The following is a 20209-nucleotide window of genomic DNA, read 5'->3' on the forward strand; positions in this document are numbered from 1 at the left end:
GGTCAGGACTCCTGGTCATGCCGATTGACCCGGGCTTCCAGGACGTTCTGCAGGTGCGAGAGCACGCTGGCCAGAACCCAATAGATCAGCGCGGCGGCAAGGTACATGGTGAAGATTTCGAAGGTTCGCGCGGTGATCAACTGCGCCTGGCGGAACAGCTCCGGTACCTGGATGGTCGCCGCCAGCGCGGTGTCCTTGACCAGGGAAATGAAGCTGTTGCCCAACGGCGGCAGGGCCGTGCGTGCGGCTTGCGGCAGGATGGCCCGGCGCAGGGTCTGGGCGCGGGTCATGCCGATGCTTGCCGCCGCTTCCCACTGGCCGCGCTCGATGGAGCTGATGGCGGCCCGCAGGATTTCACACGCGTAGGCGGCCATGTTCAGCGAGAAACCGATCAGGGCCGCCGGTAGCGGATCCAGCTCGATGCCCAGTTGCGGCAACCCGTAATAGATCACGAACAACTGCACCAGCAACGGCGTGCCGCGAAAGAACGACACGTAGATGCGGGCGATCCAGCTCACCAGTTTGAAGCGCGACAGGCGCATCAGCGCCAGGCCGAACCCCAGCAGCAAGCCGAAAAACATGCCGCCCAGGCTGAGGATGACCGTGTAATACGCGCCCTTGAGCAGGAAGGGCGCGGAGTCCAGTGCGAGTTGAAGAGCTGCTTCCATTATTGGGTAACGTCAGCGCTGAAGTATTTTTCCGAAAGCTTTTTCAGCGTACCGTCGGCGCGCAGTTTTTCGATGGCCTTGTTCACGGCTGCCAGCAGCTCAGGCTCGCCTTTGCGCAGGGCAATACCGGACTCCTGGCGCGAAAAGGCTTCGCTGGTGACGGAGGTGTCCTTGGCTTTCTTGGCGTATTCCAGCGCGGCCAGGCGGTCGATCAGGATGGTATCGATACGGCCGACGCGCAGGTCCTGGAACTTGGTTGGGTCGTCATCGTAGGTTTTGACTTGGGCGCCCGGTACTGCTGCCTTGACCCACTGTTCGTAGTTGGTGCCCAGGCCCACGCCGACTTTTTTACCGTCCAGGTCGGCGGCCTTCTTGATGTTCAGCTCGGCGGCTTTCTTGGTCAGGACCAGCGCTTGAATCCCGGAAACGGTGTACGGCTCGGAGAAATCGTACTTTTTCTTACGCTCCTCGGAGATGGTCACCTGGTTGACCACTGCGTCCAGACGCTTGGATTCCAAAGCCGCGAGGATGCCGGCCCATGGGGTCGTCTGCAGCTTGACCTTCACACCCAGCTCCTTGGCCAGGGCTTCGGAGAACTCCACTTCGAAGCCGGTCAGTTTGCCGCTCTCATCAACGAAACTGAACGGTGGATAAGTGCCTTCCAGGCCGATCTTGATTTCGCCGGCGTCCTTGATCTTCTGCAGTTGCTCACCGGCAACCGTTTGCCCCAACAAGCCGGCGCTCAATGCCAGGCCCAGCGAACCTACCAACAGGTTGCGACGTAATGCGGAAAAATTCATGACAAGCCCCTGTGTTTTCTTATGAAGCGGTTATTTTGGCTGAGATAAGGCGTAGCCGCGATCCGAAAAGATTGCCACATCCTGCCTTAAAGCAGCTTGGGCGTCTCGCGGCAAATGCGCCTGCGGCGAGACTATAGGGTGGCTTTTATAGATTGGAAAATAATATTAAATCAACTACATATTCCAATATGTAATGGATTTCTCCTGTGGGAGCGAGCCTGCTCGCGATGGTCTTTCAGCCAAATTGATCTTGGCTGATCCACCGCTATCGCGAGCAGGCTCGCTCCCACATAGAGGTTCCCCCGATATCTCAGAACGCCGCGCTGTAGGCAAACAACGCCGGTGCGCCGCCGGTGTGCAGGAAGATGATCGGGCCTTCGTCGAAACGGTCGCGCCCCATGCCGTCGAGCAGGCCGGCCATGGCCTTGCCGGTGTAGACCGGATCGAGCAGCAGCCCTTCCTGGCTGGCCAGCAGCTTGACCGCTGCCAGTGTCCCGGCGTTGGGTTCACCGTAGCGGGGGGCGAAATACTCGTCCCACAGGTTCACTTTGAACGCTTCTGGAAGGGCGACGTCGAGCAACGCTGCCGTGCGCTCGGCCAGGCCCTGGACCTTTGGAAACTGGTCCTCCTCGCTGCGCGAAACCGTCACGCCGATGACAGGCAACACCGGCAGGGCTTCGCTCAGCGCCAGCGCCAGGCCGCTGTGGGTGCCGGCACTGCCCGAGGCCAGTACCACGGCGGCGAACTCAATCCCGGTGTCCTTGATCTGCTCGGCCAGTTCCAGGCCTGCGCGCACATAACCCAGTGCGCCCAAGGCGTTCGAACCACCAATCGGCACCAGGTAGGGTTTTTTCCCGTTGCTGCGCAGGCGACCGGCCAGCGCTTGTAGCTGCTCATCGGCGTTGTCCAGGTTGTCCACCAGCTCGACCTTGGCGTCGAACAACTCCAGCAGCAGCCGGTTGCCGTTGCCCAGGTAATTGCTGTCTTCGGTGCCGATGGGGTTTTCCAGCAAGGCCACGCAGCCCAGGCCCAGCTTTGCGGCGAGGGCGGCGGTCTGGCGTACATGGTTGGACTGGATCGCCCCGGCGGTGATGAGGGTATCGGCGCCTTGGGCGATGGCATCGGCGGCCAGGTATTCGAGCTTGCGTAGTTTGTTGCCACCCATGGCCAGGGGCGTCAGGTCGTCACGCTTGATATAGATGTCCCGGCCGAGCCAGGTGGAGAGGCGGTCGAGTTTTTCCAGCGGTGTCGGATGGCCGAGCAGGTCGAGACGGTTAAAGCGAGACAGCTGTTGTTTGATCATGGGTCCGTACTGGTTGTAGGCGATGCCTGGACTATAGGCACGCCGATATTCATGGGCAACCGGCAATCATTTGTCAGGACATAAACCGGCGGGTGATCTGAAGGAAGGCATGCTTTGCGGACCCCCAAAAATCCTGTGGGAGCGGGCTTGCTCGCGAAGGCGGACTGTCAAGCTACATCCATGTTGAAGGTGATGGCCCCTTCGCGAGCAAGCCCGCTCCCACAAGGTGGCTGCTCTACCCGTTGGCTACTGAACGAATGCGTACGAAGCAACGTCATACCCTCCCGTAGGCTAGTGTAGGAAGCGTGCCGTCGAGCCCTGCGATTAGTCCTTAGCTACCTATTCATGTTTAACTTGAACGTTCATTCAAGTTAAACCGTCGGTTTGCTGCCCGCTCACAACAGGAGGCTTGCCTTTGCCGAGTCCGTTTTCGACCGCCATGATTTTTTCTCCCGAGGTACTTGTTTCATGAGTGCCTCGTCCCTTCCACCCAGCGGCCTGGTCCGCATGAACCCGCCGGTCTTTTACTTCGCCGCGACCTTCATCCTGCTGTTCGGCCTGGTGGTGATTGCCATGCCCGCGCAGGCCGGCGCCTGGTTGCTGGCGGCGCAGAACTGGGCGGCCAATACGGTCGGCTGGTATTACATGCTGGCGATGACGCTGTATCTGGTCTTCGTGGTGGTCACCGCCTTGTCCGGCTACGGCAAGATCAAGCTCGGTGCCGACCACGACGAGCCCGAATTCAGTTATCTGTCCTGGGCCGGCATGCTGTTCGCCGCCGGCATCAGCATCACGCTGTTTTTCTTCTGCGTGTCCGAGCCGCTGACCCACATGGTCCAGCCGCCCCAGGGCGAGGCTGGCAACGCGCAAGCGGCACGGCAGGCCATGCAGATCCTGTTCTTGCACTGGGGTCTGCACGGCTGGGGCGTTTTCGCGTTCGTCGGCATGGCCTTGGCGTACTTCGCCTACCGGCACAATTTACCGCTGGCCCTGCGTTCGGCGCTGTACCCGCTGATCGGCAAACGCATCAATGGCCCCATCGGCTACGCCGTGGACGGCTTCGGCATTATCGCCACGGTGTTCGGCCTCGGCGCGGACATGGGCTTTGGTGTGTTGCACCTCAATTCCGGGCTCGATTACCTGTTCGGCATCGCCCACACCCAGTGGATTCAAGTCGGCCTGATCGTGCTGATGATGGGCGCGGCGATCATTGTGGCGGTGGCCGGTGTCGACAAGGGCGTGCGGGTCATGTCCGACATCAACATGCTGCTGGCCTGCGCGTTGTTGCTGTTCGTGCTGTTCGCCGGACCCACCCAGCATTTGCTCAACACCTTGATCCAGAACATTGGCGATTACCTCGGCGCCCTGCCGATGAAGAGCTTTGACCTGTACGCCTACAACGAACCCAGCGACTGGCTGGGCGGCTGGACGGTGTTTTACTGGGCCTGGTGGATCGCGTGGTCGCCGTTCGTGGGGCTGTTCATCGCACGGATTTCCCGTGGCCGCACCATCCGTGAATTCGTCTTTGGCGTGTTGCTGATTCCGCTGGGTTTCACCCTGGCGTGGATGTCGATCTTCGGCAACAGCGCCATCGACCAGGTGCTGAACCACGGCATGAGTGCCCTGGGCATGTCCGCCCTGGAAAACCCATCGATGAGCCTTTACCTGCTGCTGGAAACCTACCCCTGGAGCAAGACCGTCATCGCCGTCACCGTGTTTATCAGCTTCGTGTTCTTCGTCACGTCCGCCGACTCGGGCACCGTGGTGCTGTCGACGTTGTCGGCCAAGGGCGGCAACCCCGATGAGGACGGGCCGAAATGGCTGCGGGTGTTCTGGGGCGCGATGACGGCCCTGGTGACCAGTGCGCTGCTGTTCTCCGGCAGCATCGATGCCTTGAAGTCGGCGGTGGTGCTGACGTCCTTGCCGTTCTCGTTGATTCTGCTGCTGATGATGTGGGGCCTGCACAAGGCGTTCTACCTGGAGTCGCAGAAGCAGATCGCGCAATTGCACTCCCTGGCGCCGGTATCGGGTTCGCGTCGGGGCACGGGCGGCTGGCGCCAACGCTTGAGCCAGGCGGTGCATTTTCCGTCCCGTGATGAGGTGTACCGTTTCCTCGACACCACGGTGCGCCCGGCCATTGAAGAAGTGACCGCGGTGTTCGTCGAAAAGGGCCTGACGGTGGTGACCCAGCCCGACCCGGCCAACGACAACGTCAGCCTGGAGATCGGCCACGGCGAGCAGCATCCGTTCATCTACCAGGTGCAGATGCGCGGCTACTTCACGCCGTCCTTCGCCCGCGGCGGCATGGGCTCGAAGGAACTCAACAACCGTCGTTACTACCGTGCCGAGGTGCACTTGAGCGAAGGCAGCCAGGATTACGATCTGGTGGGCTACACCAAGGAGCAAATCATCAACGACATCCTCGACCAGTACGAGCGACACCTGCAGTTCCTGCATTTGGTGCGCTGATCGAGGCGCTAGGCCTTCCATTGTCACTGGCCTCATCGCGAGCAAGCTCGCTCCCACAGGGTTAAGTGAAGGTTAGTGATTTCCTTGTGGGAGCGAGCTTGCTCCGGGCGGCGATCCGACGATAGCGGCTTGACTGGCGACGCAGGAAACAGCCTCAGACCAGCCCGCCATTGGCCCGCAGGATCTGCCCGTTCACCCAGCCAGCGGCCGGGCTCACCAGAAACGCGATGATGCTGGCAATGTCTTGCGGCTGGCCGAGGCGCTCCAGGGGCGGCATCTTGGCGTAGTGCTGCACCTGCTCCTCACTCTTGCCATGCATGAACAGTTCGGTCGCGACGGGGCCGGGGGCCACGGCATTGACCGTGATCTGCCGACCACGCAGTTCCTTGGCGAACACCTGGGTCAGGGATTCCACTGCGGCCTTGCTGGCGATGTACACCGAATAGCCGGGCAGGTTCAGGCCCACGGTGCTGCTGGAAAAATTCACGATCCGGCCACCGTCATTCAAACGGGTCGCGGCCTCGCGCAGGGTATTGAAGGTGCCACGGGTGTTGATGGCGAACGTCTGGTCGAACAGCTCGTCGCTGTGCTGCGCCAGGGGCATCACCTGGAGGATGCCGGCGTTGTTGATCAACACGTCGACCTTGCCCAGTTGCGCTTCGGTTTCATCGAACATCCGACGAACATCGGCGGCAGAGGACACGTCTGCCTTCACCGCTATGGCTTGGTGGCCGGCCTGGCGCAATTGCACCACCAACTTGGACGCCTCGCTGGCGCTGTTGGCGTAGTTGATGACGACGGCGAAACCCTCGCTAGCCAGTTGCTTGGCGATTTCGGCGCCGATGCCGCGGGAAGCACCGGTAACGATGGCAACTTTGGACGTTTGAGTCGGCATGCTTGAGTCCTCTTGAAGTGGGTGAGGCCAGGTTCACATGTTTACTCTCGGCGATAAATGCCCGAAAGTTGCCTTGACTGTTCAACAATCACTAACAATAAAGGCGCCGGATTCAGATGGATCAAGTCAGAGCGATGAAGGTGTTCGTGCGCATCTACGAGCGAAGCAGTTTCACCCTGGCCGCTGAAGACTTGAACATGCCACGGGCCACGCTGACCCACATCCTCAATCAATTCGAAGCCTGGCTGAGCGTTCGCTTGTTGGAACGCAGCACTCGCAAGGTGCGCCCGACCCTCGATGGCGAAGCCTATTACCCACGCTGCGTGCAATTGCTGGCGGAACTTGAAGAAGCCGAACTGGCGTTTCGCGGCGTGGCGCCCAAAGGCAAGTTGAGGGTGGACTTGCACGGAACCCAGGCACGGTATTTCGTGATTCCGGCGTTGCCGCAATTCATGGCCCGTTATCCCGAAATAGAACTGTTCATCAGCGAGGCCGATCGTTTCGTCGACCTGATTGCCGAAGGCGTCGATTGCGTGCTGCGCTCCGGTGAGCTGGCGGATTCGTCATTGATCGGCCGGCGTGTCGCCAATCTCCGGCAGATCACCTGTGCCAGTCCCGGTTACCTGCGCCAGTACGGTGAGCCGAAAAGCCTCGATGACTTGAAACATCACAGAGCGGTGAACTACGTCTCGCGGACCACCGCCAAACTCTATCCGTTTGAGTTCATGGTCGATGGCGAGCTCAAGGAGGTCCCGATCGGGGGCTCGCTGTCGGTGTCCGGCGCCGAAATCTATGCCGCCTCGGCCATCGCCGGCCTGGGCCTGATCCAATGCCCGCATTACCGGATGCAAGAGCCGATCCGCCAGGGCCTGATGCAGGAAGTGCTCACCGCCACCCCACCACCGTCCATGCCTGTGTCGGTGCTCTATCCGCAGAACCGACTCATGTCGCCGCGGGTTCGTGTATTCGTGGATTGGGTGGCGGAGGTGTTTGCGCAGGCGCGATGACCGAGTGGTGATGGCGGTGCATTGGCTGGAGAGTTGAGCTAAAATTTTTTCAGGGTGTGTATTGTGTGTATCGAAATCATCTTTCGCAGCTAGAGTTTTCCGGCAGAGCTGTCGAATAAGGCAAAGGTGATGCGAAGTCGGGAAATGATCAGGAAGATCGAAGAGGATGGTTGGTATCTAGTGGCAATCAAGGGTAGCCATCACCAGTACAAACACGCCTTCAAGGCTGGGAGGGTGACGATCAAACACCCTGACGCCGATCTGCCCAGAGGCACGATCAATAGCATATTGAAACAGGCGGGCCTGAAATGAAGCCCATGACCGATTACGAAATCCCCGATGGGGATGCATTGTTATCAGACCGGTTGCTGCGGTTGCCGGATCTGGAGGAAGGATTCGTCCACATGAAATTTCCGGTCGTTCTGCACAAGGATGCCGATTCCGAATACGGAGTGACGGTCCCGGATGTACCGGGTTGTTTCTCCGCAGGCAGTACCGTGAGCCAGGCATTCGAAAATGTGAAAGAAGCGCTCTCGTTGCACTATGAAGGTCTGATAGCCGACGGCGAACCGCTGCCGCAGATCCATGAAATTGACGATCATCTCGACGATCCGCAATACGCCGGTGGGATATGGGGGGTGGTTGAGTTTGATGTCACGCCCTATTTCGGGAAATCAGTGCGGTTCAACGCCACACTGCCCGAGCAATTGCTTGAACGCATCGATCAAACGGTGCGACGTGACCAGCGTTACAGCTCGCGTTCGGGTTTTCTGGCTGCGGCGGCCTTGCGCGAACTTTCAGCCTGACCGATGCGTCTGTGAAGTGTTAGCTTCTGCCACCAGCGTCCGAACAGAGAGCCTTTCGATGACCTACACCGCTGCGCAAGACCGCTACGAGTCCATTCCTTATCGCCGTGTCGGTCGCAGCGGGCTGGTGCTGCCGGCGCTGTCGCTGGGGTTGTGGCACAACTTTGGCGACAGCACGCCTATCGATACCCAGCGCGCCTTGCTGCGCACGGCGTTTGACCTGGGCATCAACCACTTCGACCTGGCAAACAACTACGGCCCTCCCTACGGCAGCGCCGAGATCAATTTCGGCCGGTTGCTGCGCGAAGATTTCAAGCAGTACCGCGATGAGTTGATCATCTCCAGCAAGGCCGGTTGGGACATGTGGCCGGGCCCATACGGCCAGGGCGGTGGCTCGCGCAAATACGTGCTCGCCAGCCTCGACCAGAGCCTGCAACGCCTGGGGCTGGACTATGTGGATATCTTTTATTCCCACCGCTTCGACCCCGACACCCCGCTGGAAGAAACCGCCAGCGCGCTGGCCACTGCCGTACAGCAGGGCAAGGCGTTGTACATCGGTATTTCCTCGTATTCCGGGGTGAAGACCCGGGAAATGGCGGCGCTGCTCAAAGAGTGGAAAGTCCCGCTGCTGATTCACCAGCCGGCCTACAACCTGCTCAACCGCTGGGTGGAAAAGGACCTGCTGGACGCCACCGACGAACTGGGTACCGGTGTGATCGCTTTCACGCCACTGGCCCAGGGCCTGTTGACCGACAAGTACCTCAAGGGTATTCCGGCCGATGCGCGGGTGAATCGTCCGGGCGGCGGCTCTTTGCAGGCTTCGCACCTGTCGGAGGAAAACATCGCCCATGTACGTGCCCTCAATGAGATCGCCCAGCGGCGCGGCCAAAGCCTGGCGCAAATGGCCCTGGCCTGGACCCTGCGCGATCCCCGCGTGACCAGCGCGCTGATTGGTGCCAGCCGGCCGGAGCAGATTATCGAGAACGTCGGGGCGCTGAAGAACCTGAGCTTCAGTGCTGAAGAACTGGCGCAGATCGATCGGTTTGCCCTGGAGGGCGGGATCAATCTTTGGGAGAAGCCTTCGTCGGCTGAGTAACGAATCGGCTGATCTGCAGTGATCAGCTGAATACACAATCTTGTGGCGAGGGGATTTATCCCCGCTGGGCTGCGTAGCAGCCCCAAATCCTGTCACCCCGGTGTGTCAGGCCGATCGCATTTAGATGTATTGGGGCTGCTGCGCAGCCCAGCGGGGCGGTGCGACGTTTCGCTAAATCCCCTCGCCACAAGAGCAGTCCAGATTCAGTGCCTCACCTGAAAAACGGCACATCCCCCAACACCGTCGCCCGGTGCATCACCCGGCGGGCGGGGCGGTAGTCATCGACGGCAAAGTGCTGGGTGACGCGGTTGTCCCAGAACGCCACGTCGTTGACCTGCCAGCGCCAGCGAAGGGTGAACTCCGGGCGGGTGGCGTGGGCGAAGAGCAGTTTCAGGATCACCTCGCTTTCGGTTTCCGACAGCTCGTTGATCCGTGTCGTGAAGCCTTCATTGACGAACAGCGACCGTCGCCCGCTCACCGGATGAGTGCGGATCACCGGATGGGACAGTGGCGGGTTTTTCCGCCGCGCCGCTTCCCAGCGCGCCAGGTCTTCGGCGGTGTTGCCAAACCGTTCCAATGGAAAGGACCGGGTGAAATCGTGGGCCGCTGTCAGGCCTTCCAGCAAGCGTTTCAAAGGGGCTGACAGCGCTTCGTAGGCCGCGATGCCGCTGGCCCACAACGTGTCGCCGCCAAACGCCGGCAGTAGCTTGGCGCTGAGCACCGCGCCCATGGCCGGCGTCGGTAAAAAAGTCACGTCGGTGTGCCACACGGCGTTGTCGCGGACATCGGTGACGGCGGTGTCGAGCACCAATACTTCGGGCTGCTCCGGTACGTTGGGGTAGATCGGGTGAATGTGCAGGTCGCCAAAATACCCGGCGAAATGCGCTTGTTGCGTCGGGTCGATCGGCTGGTCGCGAAAGAACACCACCTGATGCTTGAGCAAGGCCTGCTCGATGGCCTCGCGATGTTCCGGGCTCAGCGGCTGGCTGATATCGATCCCACTGATCTGCGCGCCGAGGGCTGTGCTCAAGGGAGTAATGGTCGGGCGGTTCATCGTCGTGTTCTCGGATTGGGGCGCCGAATGGTCGGCGTGGTCATTGGCTATCAATGGGCCAAGCCGTGCCATGGCACCAGTTTGCGTTGCAGGGCGCGCAGGCCCATTTCCATGGCGAAGGCGATCAGCGCGATCACCAGGATCCCCAGCACCACCACATCGGTGACCAGGAACTGCGCCGCTGACTGCACCATGAACCCCAGGCCGCTGGTGGCGGCGATCAGCTCGGCGGCCACCAGCGTCGACCAACCCACGCCCAGGCCAATGCGAATGCCGGTGAGAATGTCCGGCAGGGCACTGGGCACGATCACGTGGCGAATCAACTGGGCCCGCGTGGCGCCCAACGATTGCGCCGCGCGCAGCTTGGCCCGGTCGACGGTGCGCACACCGGTGGCGGTGGCAATGGCAATCGGGGCGAAGATCGCCAGGTAGATCAACAGCACCTTCGACAACTCGCCGATGCCGCACCAGATCACGATCAACGGCAAGTACGCCAACGGCGGAATCGGCCGGTAGAACTCGATCAACGGGTCGAGCACGCCGCGAGCGATGCGGTTGGCGCCAATGGCGATGCCCACCGGCACCGCCGTCAGCACCGCGAACAACAGGCCCAGGCCGATGCGTTCAAGGCTGGCGGCCAGGTGCTGCCAGAGGGTCGAGTCCATGTAGCCGCTGGTCGCCAGCAGCCAACCTTTTTGCAGTACGGCAGACGGCGAGGGCAGGAACAGCGGTTCGATCAGGCCGCTGGCGGTGACGGCCCACCAGACCGCCAGCAGTGCGATCAGGGTCAAGCCGCTGATCCAGCGCGTACTCAGGCTGGGCCTCAAGCCGCCGGCTGGGCGCTTGCTCGTCGTTTCACTGACGGCGGCTGGAATTTCGTAGCTGCTCATGCGCGCTCCTGTGGCCGAGTGGCGCTGCGTTGGGAGAACACCTTGGCGAGCACATGTTCGCGGGTTTCGATAAAGCGCGGGTCGGACTTGATCGACCGCGCCGATTCCCCGGCCCCGTAGCGCTGGCCGAAATCCAGGCTCAGGCGCTCGACGATCTGCCCCGGGTTCGGTGCCAACAGAATCAAGTCAGTGGCGAGGAACACGGCTTCTTCAATGTCATGGGTGATCAGGAACACCGGCTTGGCGGTGCGCTGCCAGACCTGCAGCAACAGTTCCTGCATCTGCTCGCGGGTGAAGGCGTCCAGCGCACCGAAAGGTTCGTCCATCAACAGCACGCGCGGGTCGGCCGCCAGTGCCCGGGCCAGGCCGACGCGTTGCTTCTGGCCGCCGGAGAGCTGCCAGACACGGCGTTGCTCGAAACCGGCCAGGTCCACCAGGGCAAGCATTTCCCGGGCCCGGGCTTCGCGCTGTTGCTTGCCGACCCCGGCCAGTTCCAGGCCGAACCCAACGTTTGCCAGCACGTCCTGCCAAGGCAGCAGTGCATCGTCCTGGAACACCACGCCGCGCTCGGCGCTCGGGCCCTTGACCGGCGTGCCGTCGAGGGTGATCTGCCCGGTGCTGGGCTCGACGAACCCGGCAATCAGGTTCAACAGCGATGTTTTGCCACTGCCGGACGGGCCGAGGGCAACCAGCAATTGCTGGGGCCCCAGGGTCAGTGAAATATCCGCCAGCACAGGTTCTGCCGCGCCGGGGTACTGTGCGCTGATGCGCTCCAGCTGTAGCAAGGCCATCGCGTGTCTCCTTTTTTCGCTCAACGAGTGATGTATTTGGCGCTGACGTAAGGCGCGTAGTCCGGCAGCACGGCTTCGACCTTGCCTTGCTCCTTGAGGAACGCTGCGGTGTTGGTGATGGCTTGGGTGGTCGGTGCGCCGAGGCTCACGACCTGATCGGCCGCCAGGGGAAAGACGTTGCCTTGCAGCAACAGCGGGATATCGCTGGCCTTGGCGCCGGAGAGCTTCACCAGTTTGTCGACGTTGGACGCATCGGCCAGCCAGGCTTGTGGGTCCTTGCGGTAGTGGGCGTAGGCATCCAGGGTGACTTTGGCGAAGGCAGTAACAATTTCAGGGTGCTTCTGGGCGAAGTCCTTGCGCACGATCCAGGCGTCGAAGGTCGGTGCGCCGAACTTCGCCAGTTCCGCGGACGTGATCAGGACCTTGCCGTTTTCCTTGGCCACGCCGAGGGCCGGGTCCCAGACGTAGGTGGCGTCGATGTCGCCGCGCTTCCAGGCGGCGATGATGGCCGGTGGCGCCAGGTTGAGCACGGTGACTTTCGACGGGTCGATGTTCCAGTGCTTCAACGCGGCGAGCAGGCTGTAATGGCCGGTGGACACGAACGGCACGGCGATCTTCTTGCCGATCAGGTCTTGCGGGGAGTTGATGCCGGAACCGTCACGCACCACCAAGGCCTCGGCGGCGCCGATCTGGGTGGCGATGAGGAAGGTTTCCACCGGGACCTTGCGGGTGATGGCCGCCGTCAACGGGCTGGAACCGAGGTAACCGATCTGCACGTCGCCCGAGGCGATGGCGGTGATGACATCGGCGCCGTTGTCGAACTTGCGCCAGTCGATCTTGGTTTGGGTGGCTTTTTCATAGACGCCATCGGCCTGGGCGACTTTGGCCGGGTCGACGGTGGTCTGGTAAGCGACGGTCAGGTCGGTCGCCTGGGCAAAAAGACTCGTTGCAGCCAGGGAGGCGGCCGCGAGAAGGCGAAGGGGGAAACTCAAAGACATGGGAAAGCTCCTCAACAGGCCGCCGGATGGTCGGCGTTGGAGGAGACTAAATGATCTAAGAATTGGAAAATAAATAACTTTTTCGAATGAGCTTATTTTCGAAAAAATCTATGCAAGGGGCAGAAATGGGAGTTGTACATGGCTTTTGTGGCGAGGGGATTTATCCCCGCTGGGCTGCGTAGCAGCCCTAAAGCTCCTCTTCAGTGTGTCAGACAGATCGCTTCCCGCCGTTTTGGGGTCGCTTCGCAACCCAGCGGGGATAAATCCCCTCGCCACAAAGCTGCATCCCCACGCAGGAATCATGGGAATGCTCGGTTAGTTACTGATCGCCAGGATGCTCGCCTGATACGAACCCACGAACACGTCGAAATCCCCCACCTCGTTCTGCTCCAGATCGGCCTGTTGGACCAGTGATTCCCGGGCGGTTTCTTCGAATGCAGCCTGTTCCTGGGCAGGCAAAGGCTCGGCGCGGAAGAACTCGGCGTGAGCCTTGCTTTGGCGCAGGGAAAACTGGGCGAAGCTTTCCTGATGTTCGGCCATGGCGGCCAGTACCTGGGCGGAGGGGGTCAGGGACGGGTCGCGGACTTTCGCCAATTGCGCGTCCAGCGCCTGGCGGTGGGCATCGCCACCTTGGCTCTGGTCGAGCAGCGAGGCCAGCGGGGCGATTTTTTCCAGCAATTCGACGGCCCAGGCCTGCATGTCCACCGATTGACCCTGGCGCTGCAATTGCAGGCCAGGCTTGCGGCCTTCCTTGACCACGGTCAGGAAGTTGCTCGTGGCGTTGCCGCATTCGTTGTTTTCCAGCTGCGGGCTGTCATTGAGGCCGCAATACAGCAGGAACGCATCGAGGAATCGCGACTCGGTGAGGTCGATGCCCATCGGCAGGAACGGGTTGATGTCCAGGCAACGCACTTCGACGTACTGGATACCCCGGGCCATCAAGGCCTGGATCGGCCGCTCGCCGGTGTAGGTCACGCGTTTGGGGCGGATGTTGGAGTAGTACTCGTTTTCGATCTGCAGGATGTTGGTGTTGAGCTGCACCCACTCGCCGTTCTGGTGAGTGCCGACTTCGACGTACGGCGCATAAGGCGTCGCCACCGCTTTGCGCAGGCTGTCGGTGTAACTGGCCAGGTCGTTGTAGCAAGGCGTGAGGCCGGCCTGGGCGTTGCTCTGGTAACCCAGGTCGCTCATGCGCAGGCTGGTGGCGTAGGGCAGATACAGGGTGTCCGGGTCCAGTTGCTCCAACTGGTGCGGGCGACCGCGCAGGAAACCGGCGTCCAGGGCCGGCGAGGCACCGAACAGGTACATCAGCAACCAGCTGTAGCGGCGGAAATTGCGGATCAGCGCGATGTAGGCCGACGACTGGAAATCACGGTCGCTGGTCTCGACGCCTTCGGACTGCCGAAGCAGGGGCCAGAGCTTTTCCGGCAGGGAAAAGTTGTAGTGGATCCCGGCAATGCATTGCATGGTCTTGCCGTAGCGCAGGGCCAGGCCCTTGCGATAGACGTACTTGAGACGACCGATGTTCGAGGTGCCGTAATACGCGATCGGGATGTCCTCTTCCGCCGGCAGTGGGCACGGCATCGAAGGGCTCCACAGGTACTCGTCGCCGAGTTTGCTGTAGGCAAACCGGTGGATCTTGTCGAGGCTGCGCAGGGTATCGGCCGGGTTGGCCAGGGCTGGCGTGATGAACTCCAACAGCGACTCGGAATAGTCGGTAGTGATCTGTTCGTTGGTCAGCGCCGAACCCAGGGCTTTGGGATGCGGGGTCTGCGCCAGGTGCCCATCGCCGGTGACGCGCAGGCATTCACGCTCGATGCCGTGCAGGCACCGTTCGAGCAGGGAGAGGTTGGCGCGCTCGCCGAGCAGGGCCAGGCGGCGGTTTAAAAGGTCGCTCAAGTTGAATTCCTTCACGCGTCAGTCGCCCCAATATGGGGGTGGGCAAGACGGTCTACAAGGGTGAAGTTAAAACTGGCGTTTTCGCCTGGTTTTCATGCTGCCAAAGACAATCATCACACCCCCTGTGGGAGCGAGCCTGCTCGCGATAGCGGTCTGTCAGTCAACTTTTATGTTGACTGGTCCACCGCTATCGCGAGCAGGCTCGCTCCCACAAGGGGGTTCGGCGCGGCATTCATGGCATCGAAATTACCGCAAATCGATGACAGGGAGCTATAGGACAGCGAACGTGCCTTGCGCTTTTGCGACCAGTTTGTCGCCTTGCATCACCTCGGCCTCGACCACCAGCGTGCGCCGGCCCGGGTGGATGACCCGGGCGGTGCACAACACGTCGCCGTCGGACACGGCGCGAATGTAGTTGATCTTGCATTCGATGGTCGCGCTCTGCTGGTCAAAGCCATGGACACTGGAGCAGGCCAGTCCCATGGCGATGTCCACCAGGCTGAACAGCGCGCCGCCGTGCAGCTTGCCGCCGCGATTGCGCAGCGCCGGCTCAAGGCTCAGGGCGACTTGCGCCACCCCATCCCCAAGGCTGTGCAGACGGCAGCCGAGCAGCTTGAAGAACGCGCTCTCCACCAACCCGGCTGGCACCTCCATCAGCGTTTCTTCAACTGCTTGGCATTGGCGAACAACGAGGCCATGGCGTTGTTGGACGGAGCCGCAGTGGTGGTCTCCTTGCGCGGCGCGGTGTTCTGCGACTGACGAGGCGTCGAGCCAGGACGTGCACCACGGGCACCGTCGACTTTCTCGCCCGGCGTGTCGCTCATGCGCATCGACAGGCCGACGCGTTTGCGCGGGATGTCGACTTCCATGACCTTCACTTTCACCACATCACCGGCCTTCACCGCTTCGCGCGGGTCCTTGATGAACTTCTCGGACAAGGCCGAGATGTGCACCAGACCGTCCTGGTGCACGCCGATGTCGACGAAGGCACCGAAGTTGGTGACGTTGGTCACCACGCCTTCGAGGATCATGCCCGGTTGCAGGTCCTTGAGGTCTTCGACGCCGTCCTGGAACTCGGCGGTCTTGAACTCGGGGCGCGGGTCGCGGCCCGGTTTCTCCAGTTCCTGGAGGATGTCGGTGACGGTGGGCAGGCCGAAGGTTTCGTCGGTGAACTTCTTCGGGTCCAGGCGCTTGAGGAACCCGGCGTCACCGATCAGCGAACGGATGTCGCGGTCGGTCTGGGCGGCGATGCGTTGCACCAGCGGGTAGGCTTCAGGGTGGACAGCGGAGGAGTCCAGCGGGTTATCGCCGTTCATCACCCGCAGGAAGCCGGCGGCCTGTTCGAAGGTCTTTTCACCCAGGCGCGGGACTTTCTTCAACGCGGCGCGGGTCTTGAACGCGCCGTGTTCGTCACGGTGGGTGACGATGTTCTGCGCCAGGGTGGCGTTCAGGCCGGAGATACGCGCCAACAGCGCCACCGAAGCGGTGTTCACGTCCACGCCCACGGCGTTCACGCAATCCTCCACCACCGCGTCCAGGCCGCGGGCCAGTTTCAGTTGGGAAACGTCGTGCTGGTACTGGCCGACACCGATGGATTTCGGGTCGATCTTGACCAGTTCCGCCAGTGGATCCTGCAGGCGACGGGCGATGGACACCGCGCCACGGATCGACACGTCCAGGTCCGGGAATTCCTTGGAGGCCAGTTCCGACGCCGAGTAAACCGAAGCGCCGGCCTCGGAGACCATGACCTTGGTCATCTTCATGGCTGGGTATTTCTTGATCAGCTCGGCGGCCAGCTTGTCGGTCTCGCGGCTGGCGGTGCCGTTGCCGATGGCGATCAGGTCCACCGAATGCTTGGCGCACAGGGCGGCGAGCACGGCGAGGGTCTGGTCCCACTTGTTGTGCGGCACGTGCGGGTACACCGTGGCGTGGTCCAGCAGTTTGCCGGTGGAATCCACCACGGCCACCTTGCAACCGGTGCGCAGGCCCGGGTCCAGGCCCAGGGTGGCGCGCGGGCCGGCCGGTGCGGCCAGCAGCAGGTCGTGCAGGTTGTGGGCGAACACGTTGATCGCCTCGGTCTCGGCGTTATCGCGCAACTCGCCCAGCAGGTCGGTTTCCAGGTGGGTGTAGAGCTTGACCTTCCAGGTCCAGCGCACCACCTCGGCCAGCCATTTGTCGGCGGCGCGATTCTGGTTCTGGATGCCGAACTGCTGGCCGATCATGCCTTCGCACGGGTGCATGGTGCCGGGCAATTCTTCACCGACTTTCAGTGCGGAGCTGAGAATGCCTTCGTTGCGACCACGGAAAATCGCCAGGGCGCGGTGGGACGGCATGCTCTTGAGCGGTTCGTCGTGTTCGAAGTAGTCGCGAAACTTCGCGCCTTCCTCTTCCTTGCCGGCGATCACCCGGGCGCTGAGGGTGGCTTCCTGCTTGAGGTAGCTGCGCAGTTTTTCCAGCAGGTTGGCGTCTTCGGCGAAGCGCTCCATGAGGATGTACTTGGCGCCTTCCAGCGCCGCTTTCACGTCCGCCACGCCTTTTTCGGCATCGACGAAGCGCGCGGCTTCGGCTTCCGGGGCCAGGGTCGGGTCGTTGAACAGGCCGTCGGCCAGCTCGCCGAGGCCGGCTTCCAGGGCGATCTGGCCCTTGGTGCGGCGCTTTTGCTTGTAGGGCAGGTACAAGTCTTCGAGGCGGGTCTTGGTGTCGGCCAGCTTGATGTCGCGCTCAAGTTGCGGGGTCAGCTTGCCCTGCTCCTGGATGCTGGCCAGGATGCTGATGCGCCGTTCGTCGAGTTCTCGCAGGTAGCGCAGGCGCTCTTCCAGGTGCCGCAATTGGATGTCATCGAGGCTGCCGGTCACTTCTTTCCGGTAACGGGCGATGAAAGGCACCGTGGAACCTTCATCGAGTAGCGCGACGGCCGCTTCGACCTGTTGTGGGCGTACGCCGAGTTCCTCGGCGATGCGGCTGTTGATGCTGTCCATAAAACCACCTGACAAATTGTGAAATCAGGCTCGCCACCGCAGAAGCCGGGCTCGGCGAGACTGGTTGAGCGGCCTGGCATGCGCCGCTGCCTGGGTCAAAAGGCTGCCTGTTGACCCGCGAAATTCAAAAAGTGCTGCCTGGCCAAGGGGAAAAAATGGCACGCCGGGTCACGATCCGGCATTCCCTGGCACAAAAGGCCGCGCATTATAACCAGCGTTCCGTCCTGAGGGGGGGACATGGTCTGTAGGCTTGATGCCCGGATTTGTGGAGATAGAGGAAAAATCTGCTAACAATGCACACCGTGCGTATAACGGCAGCTAGGCCATAATGCGCGCCGAGATCAAAGGAGCTTCCTATGAGCAGCACTGCACAAACTGCTGAAGGCGAAAAAATTCTTATTGTTGACGACGATCCGGGGCTGAGCAGCTTGCTGGAACGCTTTTTCGTCAGCAAGGGCTACCGCGCCCGCACCGTACCGAACACCGAGCAAATGGACCGACTGCTGGCCCGTGAAGTTTTCAACCTGGTGGTGCTCGACCTGATGCTGCCCGGTGAAGACGGCCTGACAGCCTGCCGCCGCCTGCGCGGTGCCAACAACCAGATCCCGATCATCATGCTCACCGCCAAGGGCGACGAGCTGAGCCGTATCAAGGGCCTGGAACTGGGCGCCGACGATTACCTGGCCAAGCCGTTCAACCCCGACGAGCTGATGGCCCGCGTCAAGGCGGTGCTGCGTCGCCAGTCGGCGCCGGTACCTGGCGCGCCAGGCAGCGAAGATGAGAGCGTGACCTTCGGTGACTATGAGCTGTCCCTGGCCACTCGCGAGCTCAAGCGCGGTGATGAGGTCCATATGCTCACCACCGGCGAGTTCGCGGTGCTCAAGGCCCTGGTGATGAACGCCCGCCAGCCGCTGACCCGCGACAAGTTGATGAACCTGGCCCGTGGTCGTGAATGGGATGCGCTGGAGCGCTCCATCGACGTGCAGATTTCCCGTCTGCGCCGGATGATCGAACCCGATCCTTCCAAGCCGCGGTACATCCAGACCGTCTGGGGCGTGGGTTATGTGTTCGTACCGGATGGCGCCGCCAGCAAGTGATCGGCGATTTGTAGGAGCGGGTGGCCTGGCCGGTTGAAATGTCTTCTTCCAGGCGACTCGCGGTCTGTCATTGTGCGAGCATCGCTCGCTCCTGCAAGTGTGTAGCGGTTATTCATGAAAACCCCCGTTTGGTTCCCCCAGAGTTTCTTCTCCCGCACCCTCTGGCTGGTGCTGATCGTCGTGCTCTTCTCCAAGGCGCTGACGCTGGTGTACCTGCTGATGAACGAAGACGTTCTCGTGGACCGGCAGTACAGCCACGGTGTTGCCTTGACCCTGCGGGCCTATTGGGCGGCGGACGAAACCAACCGAGCGAAAATTGCCGAGGCGGCGACGCTGATCCGCGTTGTCGGTGCCGGCGTGCCGGAGGGCGAGCAACACTGGCCCTACAGCGAGATCTATCAACGCCAGATGCAGGCCGAACTGGGCGCCGATACCGAGGTGCGATTGCGCATGCACTCGCCGCCGGCGCTGTGGGTGCGGGCCCCGAGCCTGGGGGATGGCTGGCTGAAAGTACCGTTGTACCCGCATCCGCTGCGCGGCCAGAAAATCTGGAACGTGCTCGGCTGGTTCCTGGCCATCGGCCTGCTGTCGACGGCGTCGGCGTGGATCTTCGTCAGCCAGCTCAACCAACCATTGAAACGCCTGGTCTACGCCGCCCGCCAACTGGGCCAGGGGCGCAGCGTGCGGCTGCCCATCAGCGATACGCCCAGCGAAATGACCGAGGTCTACCGTGCCTTCAACCAGATGGCCGAGGATGTCGAACAGGCCGGGCGCGAGCGTGAGTTGATGCTCGCTGGCGTCTCCCATGACCTGCGCACGCCGCTGACCCGGCTACGGTTGTCGCTGGAGTTGATGGGCGAGCACACCGACCTGACCGACGAGATGGTCCGCGACATCGAGGACATGGACGCGATTCTCGACCAGTTCCTGGCGTTCATTCGCGACGGTCGTGACGAGTCGGTGGAAGAGGTGGACCTCAGTGAATTGGTGCGGGAGGTGGCCGCGCCCTATAACCAGAACGATGAGAAATTGCACCTGCGCCTGGAGCCGATCCAGCCGTTCCCGTTGCGCCGCGTGTCGATGAAGCGCTTGCTGAACAACCTGATCGGCAATGCGCTGAACCACGCAGGCACCGGTGTCGAAGTCGCGGCCTATGTCTCCGGTGACACCAGCGCGCCTTATGTGGTGCTGAGCGTCATGGACCGTGGCGCCGGCATCGATCCCTCTGAGCTGGAAGCCATTTTCAACCCCTTCACTCGCGGTGATCGCGCCCGGGGTGGGAAGGGCACGGGGCTGGGCCTGGCCATCGTCAAGCGCATCGCCTCGATGCACGGCGGCAATGTCGAGCTGCGTAACCGCGTCGGTGGTGGGCTGGAAGCTCGAGTGCGCTTGCCGTTGGGCTTGATGCTGCCTCGGGATGCGGTGTAGCGGCTTTTCTCAAGTAAGACAGAGAACCTT

18 protein-coding genes are annotated in these 20209 nt (G+C 61.7%); 7 read left to right on the forward strand and 11 right to left on the reverse strand.

Annotated elements, in window-relative coordinates; all coding sequences use genetic code 11:
- Window positions 1-2: 2 nt before the first annotated feature.
- The 3 genes from tcyL to AD662_RS01365 all read right to left on the reverse strand — a co-directional run bounded on the left by tcyL (window position 3) and on the right by AD662_RS01365 (window position 2771).
- A complete protein-coding gene (gene tcyL / locus AD662_RS01355) occupies window positions 3-668 on the reverse strand; it encodes a cystine ABC transporter permease (protein ID WP_018608828.1) in 666 nt (221 codons plus the stop codon).
- The gene (gene tcyJ / locus AD662_RS01360) at window positions 668-1468 is read right to left on the reverse strand and encodes a cystine ABC transporter substrate-binding protein (RefSeq protein WP_053185053.1); all 801 of its coding nucleotides are present in this window, start codon (window positions 1466-1468) and stop codon (window positions 668-670) included. Before tcyJ ends, tcyL begins: the two co-directional genes overlap by 1 nt.
- Before the next feature lie 310 nt (window positions 1469-1778).
- Window positions 1779-2771 (reverse strand): D-cysteine desulfhydrase, encoded by a 993-nt coding sequence (locus tag AD662_RS01365; protein ID WP_018608825.1) that lies wholly within the window; start codon window positions 2769-2771, stop codon window positions 1779-1781.
- Window positions 2772-3278: 507 nt separating this feature from the next.
- Between AD662_RS01365 and betT the strand changes: the two genes are divergently transcribed.
- Complete coding sequence (gene betT / locus AD662_RS01370; protein ID WP_162843731.1) at window positions 3279-5240, forward strand: choline transporter BetT; 1962 nt, start codon at window positions 3279-3281, stop codon at window positions 5238-5240.
- Between the two features lie 154 nt (window positions 5241-5394).
- Here the strand turns inward: betT and AD662_RS01375 are convergent, their stop codons facing one another.
- Complete coding sequence (locus AD662_RS01375) at window positions 5395-6135, reverse strand: SDR family oxidoreductase (protein ID WP_018608821.1); 741 nt, start codon at window positions 6133-6135, stop codon at window positions 5395-5397.
- Between the two features lie 116 nt (window positions 6136-6251).
- Between AD662_RS01375 and AD662_RS01380 the strand changes: the two genes are divergently transcribed.
- From AD662_RS01380 to mgrA, 4 genes are all read left to right on the forward strand, one after another.
- Window positions 6252-7142, forward strand: coding sequence for a LysR family transcriptional regulator (locus AD662_RS01380; protein ID WP_033062710.1), 891 nt, complete (start codon window positions 6252-6254; stop codon window positions 7140-7142).
- A 129-nt stretch (window positions 7143-7271) separates the two neighbouring features.
- On the forward strand, window positions 7272-7454 hold the full coding sequence (locus AD662_RS01385; RefSeq protein WP_018608816.1) for a type II toxin-antitoxin system HicA family toxin: 183 nt from the start codon (window positions 7272-7274) through the stop codon (window positions 7452-7454).
- A 92-nt stretch (window positions 7455-7546) separates the two neighbouring features.
- Window positions 7547-7948, forward strand: coding sequence for a type II toxin-antitoxin system HicB family antitoxin (locus AD662_RS01390; protein WP_024619603.1), 402 nt, complete (start codon window positions 7547-7549; stop codon window positions 7946-7948).
- A gap of 58 nt (window positions 7949-8006) precedes the next feature.
- A complete protein-coding gene (gene mgrA / locus AD662_RS01395; protein ID WP_018608812.1) occupies window positions 8007-9044 on the forward strand; it encodes an L-glyceraldehyde 3-phosphate reductase in 1038 nt (345 codons plus the stop codon).
- Window positions 9045-9255: 211 nt separating this feature from the next.
- Here mgrA and tauD read toward each other — a convergent pair whose 3' ends face one another.
- The 7 genes from tauD to AD662_RS01430 form a co-directional block, all read right to left on the reverse strand.
- Entirely contained in the window at window positions 9256-10098 is an 843-nt protein-coding gene (tauD, locus tag AD662_RS01400; protein ID WP_018608810.1) for a taurine dioxygenase, read from the reverse strand.
- A 50-nt stretch (window positions 10099-10148) separates the two neighbouring features.
- Window positions 10149-10988, reverse strand: coding sequence for a taurine ABC transporter permease TauC (tauC, locus tag AD662_RS01405; RefSeq protein WP_053185055.1), 840 nt, complete (start codon window positions 10986-10988; stop codon window positions 10149-10151).
- On the reverse strand, window positions 10985-11779 hold the full coding sequence (tauB, locus tag AD662_RS01410; protein ID WP_053185057.1) for a taurine ABC transporter ATP-binding subunit: 795 nt from the start codon (window positions 11777-11779) through the stop codon (window positions 10985-10987). Before tauB ends, tauC begins: the two co-directional genes overlap by 4 nt.
- Before the next feature lie 20 nt (window positions 11780-11799).
- Window positions 11800-12777 carry a taurine ABC transporter substrate-binding protein gene (gene tauA, locus AD662_RS01415; protein ID WP_053185060.1) on the reverse strand — a complete coding sequence of 326 codons (978 nt, stop codon included), beginning with the start codon at window positions 12775-12777 and terminating at the stop codon, window positions 11800-11802.
- Between the two features lie 315 nt (window positions 12778-13092).
- The gene (gene gshA, locus AD662_RS01420; protein ID WP_018608803.1) at window positions 13093-14676 is read right to left on the reverse strand and encodes a glutamate--cysteine ligase; all 1584 of its coding nucleotides are present in this window, start codon (window positions 14674-14676) and stop codon (window positions 13093-13095) included.
- A 270-nt stretch (window positions 14677-14946) separates the two neighbouring features.
- Window positions 14947-15330 carry a PaaI family thioesterase gene (locus tag AD662_RS01425; RefSeq protein WP_053185063.1) on the reverse strand — a complete coding sequence of 128 codons (384 nt, stop codon included), beginning with the start codon at window positions 15328-15330 and terminating at the stop codon, window positions 14947-14949.
- Window positions 15330-17654 carry a Tex family protein gene (locus AD662_RS01430; protein ID WP_053185066.1) on the reverse strand — a complete coding sequence of 775 codons (2325 nt, stop codon included), beginning with the start codon at window positions 17652-17654 and terminating at the stop codon, window positions 15330-15332. Before AD662_RS01430 ends, AD662_RS01425 begins: the two co-directional genes overlap by 1 nt.
- A gap of 356 nt (window positions 17655-18010) precedes the next feature.
- Between AD662_RS01430 and ompR the strand changes: the two genes are divergently transcribed.
- Both ompR and AD662_RS01440 read left to right on the forward strand, forming a co-directional pair.
- On the forward strand, window positions 18011-18751 hold the full coding sequence (ompR, locus tag AD662_RS01435; protein ID WP_003196691.1) for an osmolarity response regulator transcription factor OmpR: 741 nt from the start codon (window positions 18011-18013) through the stop codon (window positions 18749-18751).
- A gap of 114 nt (window positions 18752-18865) precedes the next feature.
- A complete protein-coding gene (locus tag AD662_RS01440; protein ID WP_018608795.1) occupies window positions 18866-20179 on the forward strand; it encodes an ATP-binding protein in 1314 nt (437 codons plus the stop codon).
- The last annotated feature ends 30 nt before the right edge of the window (window positions 20180-20209 follow it).

It is taken from the genome of Pseudomonas kilonensis (genome assembly GCF_001269885.1).
Classification (GTDB): Bacteria; Pseudomonadota; Gammaproteobacteria; order Pseudomonadales; family Pseudomonadaceae; genus Aquipseudomonas; species Aquipseudomonas kilonensis.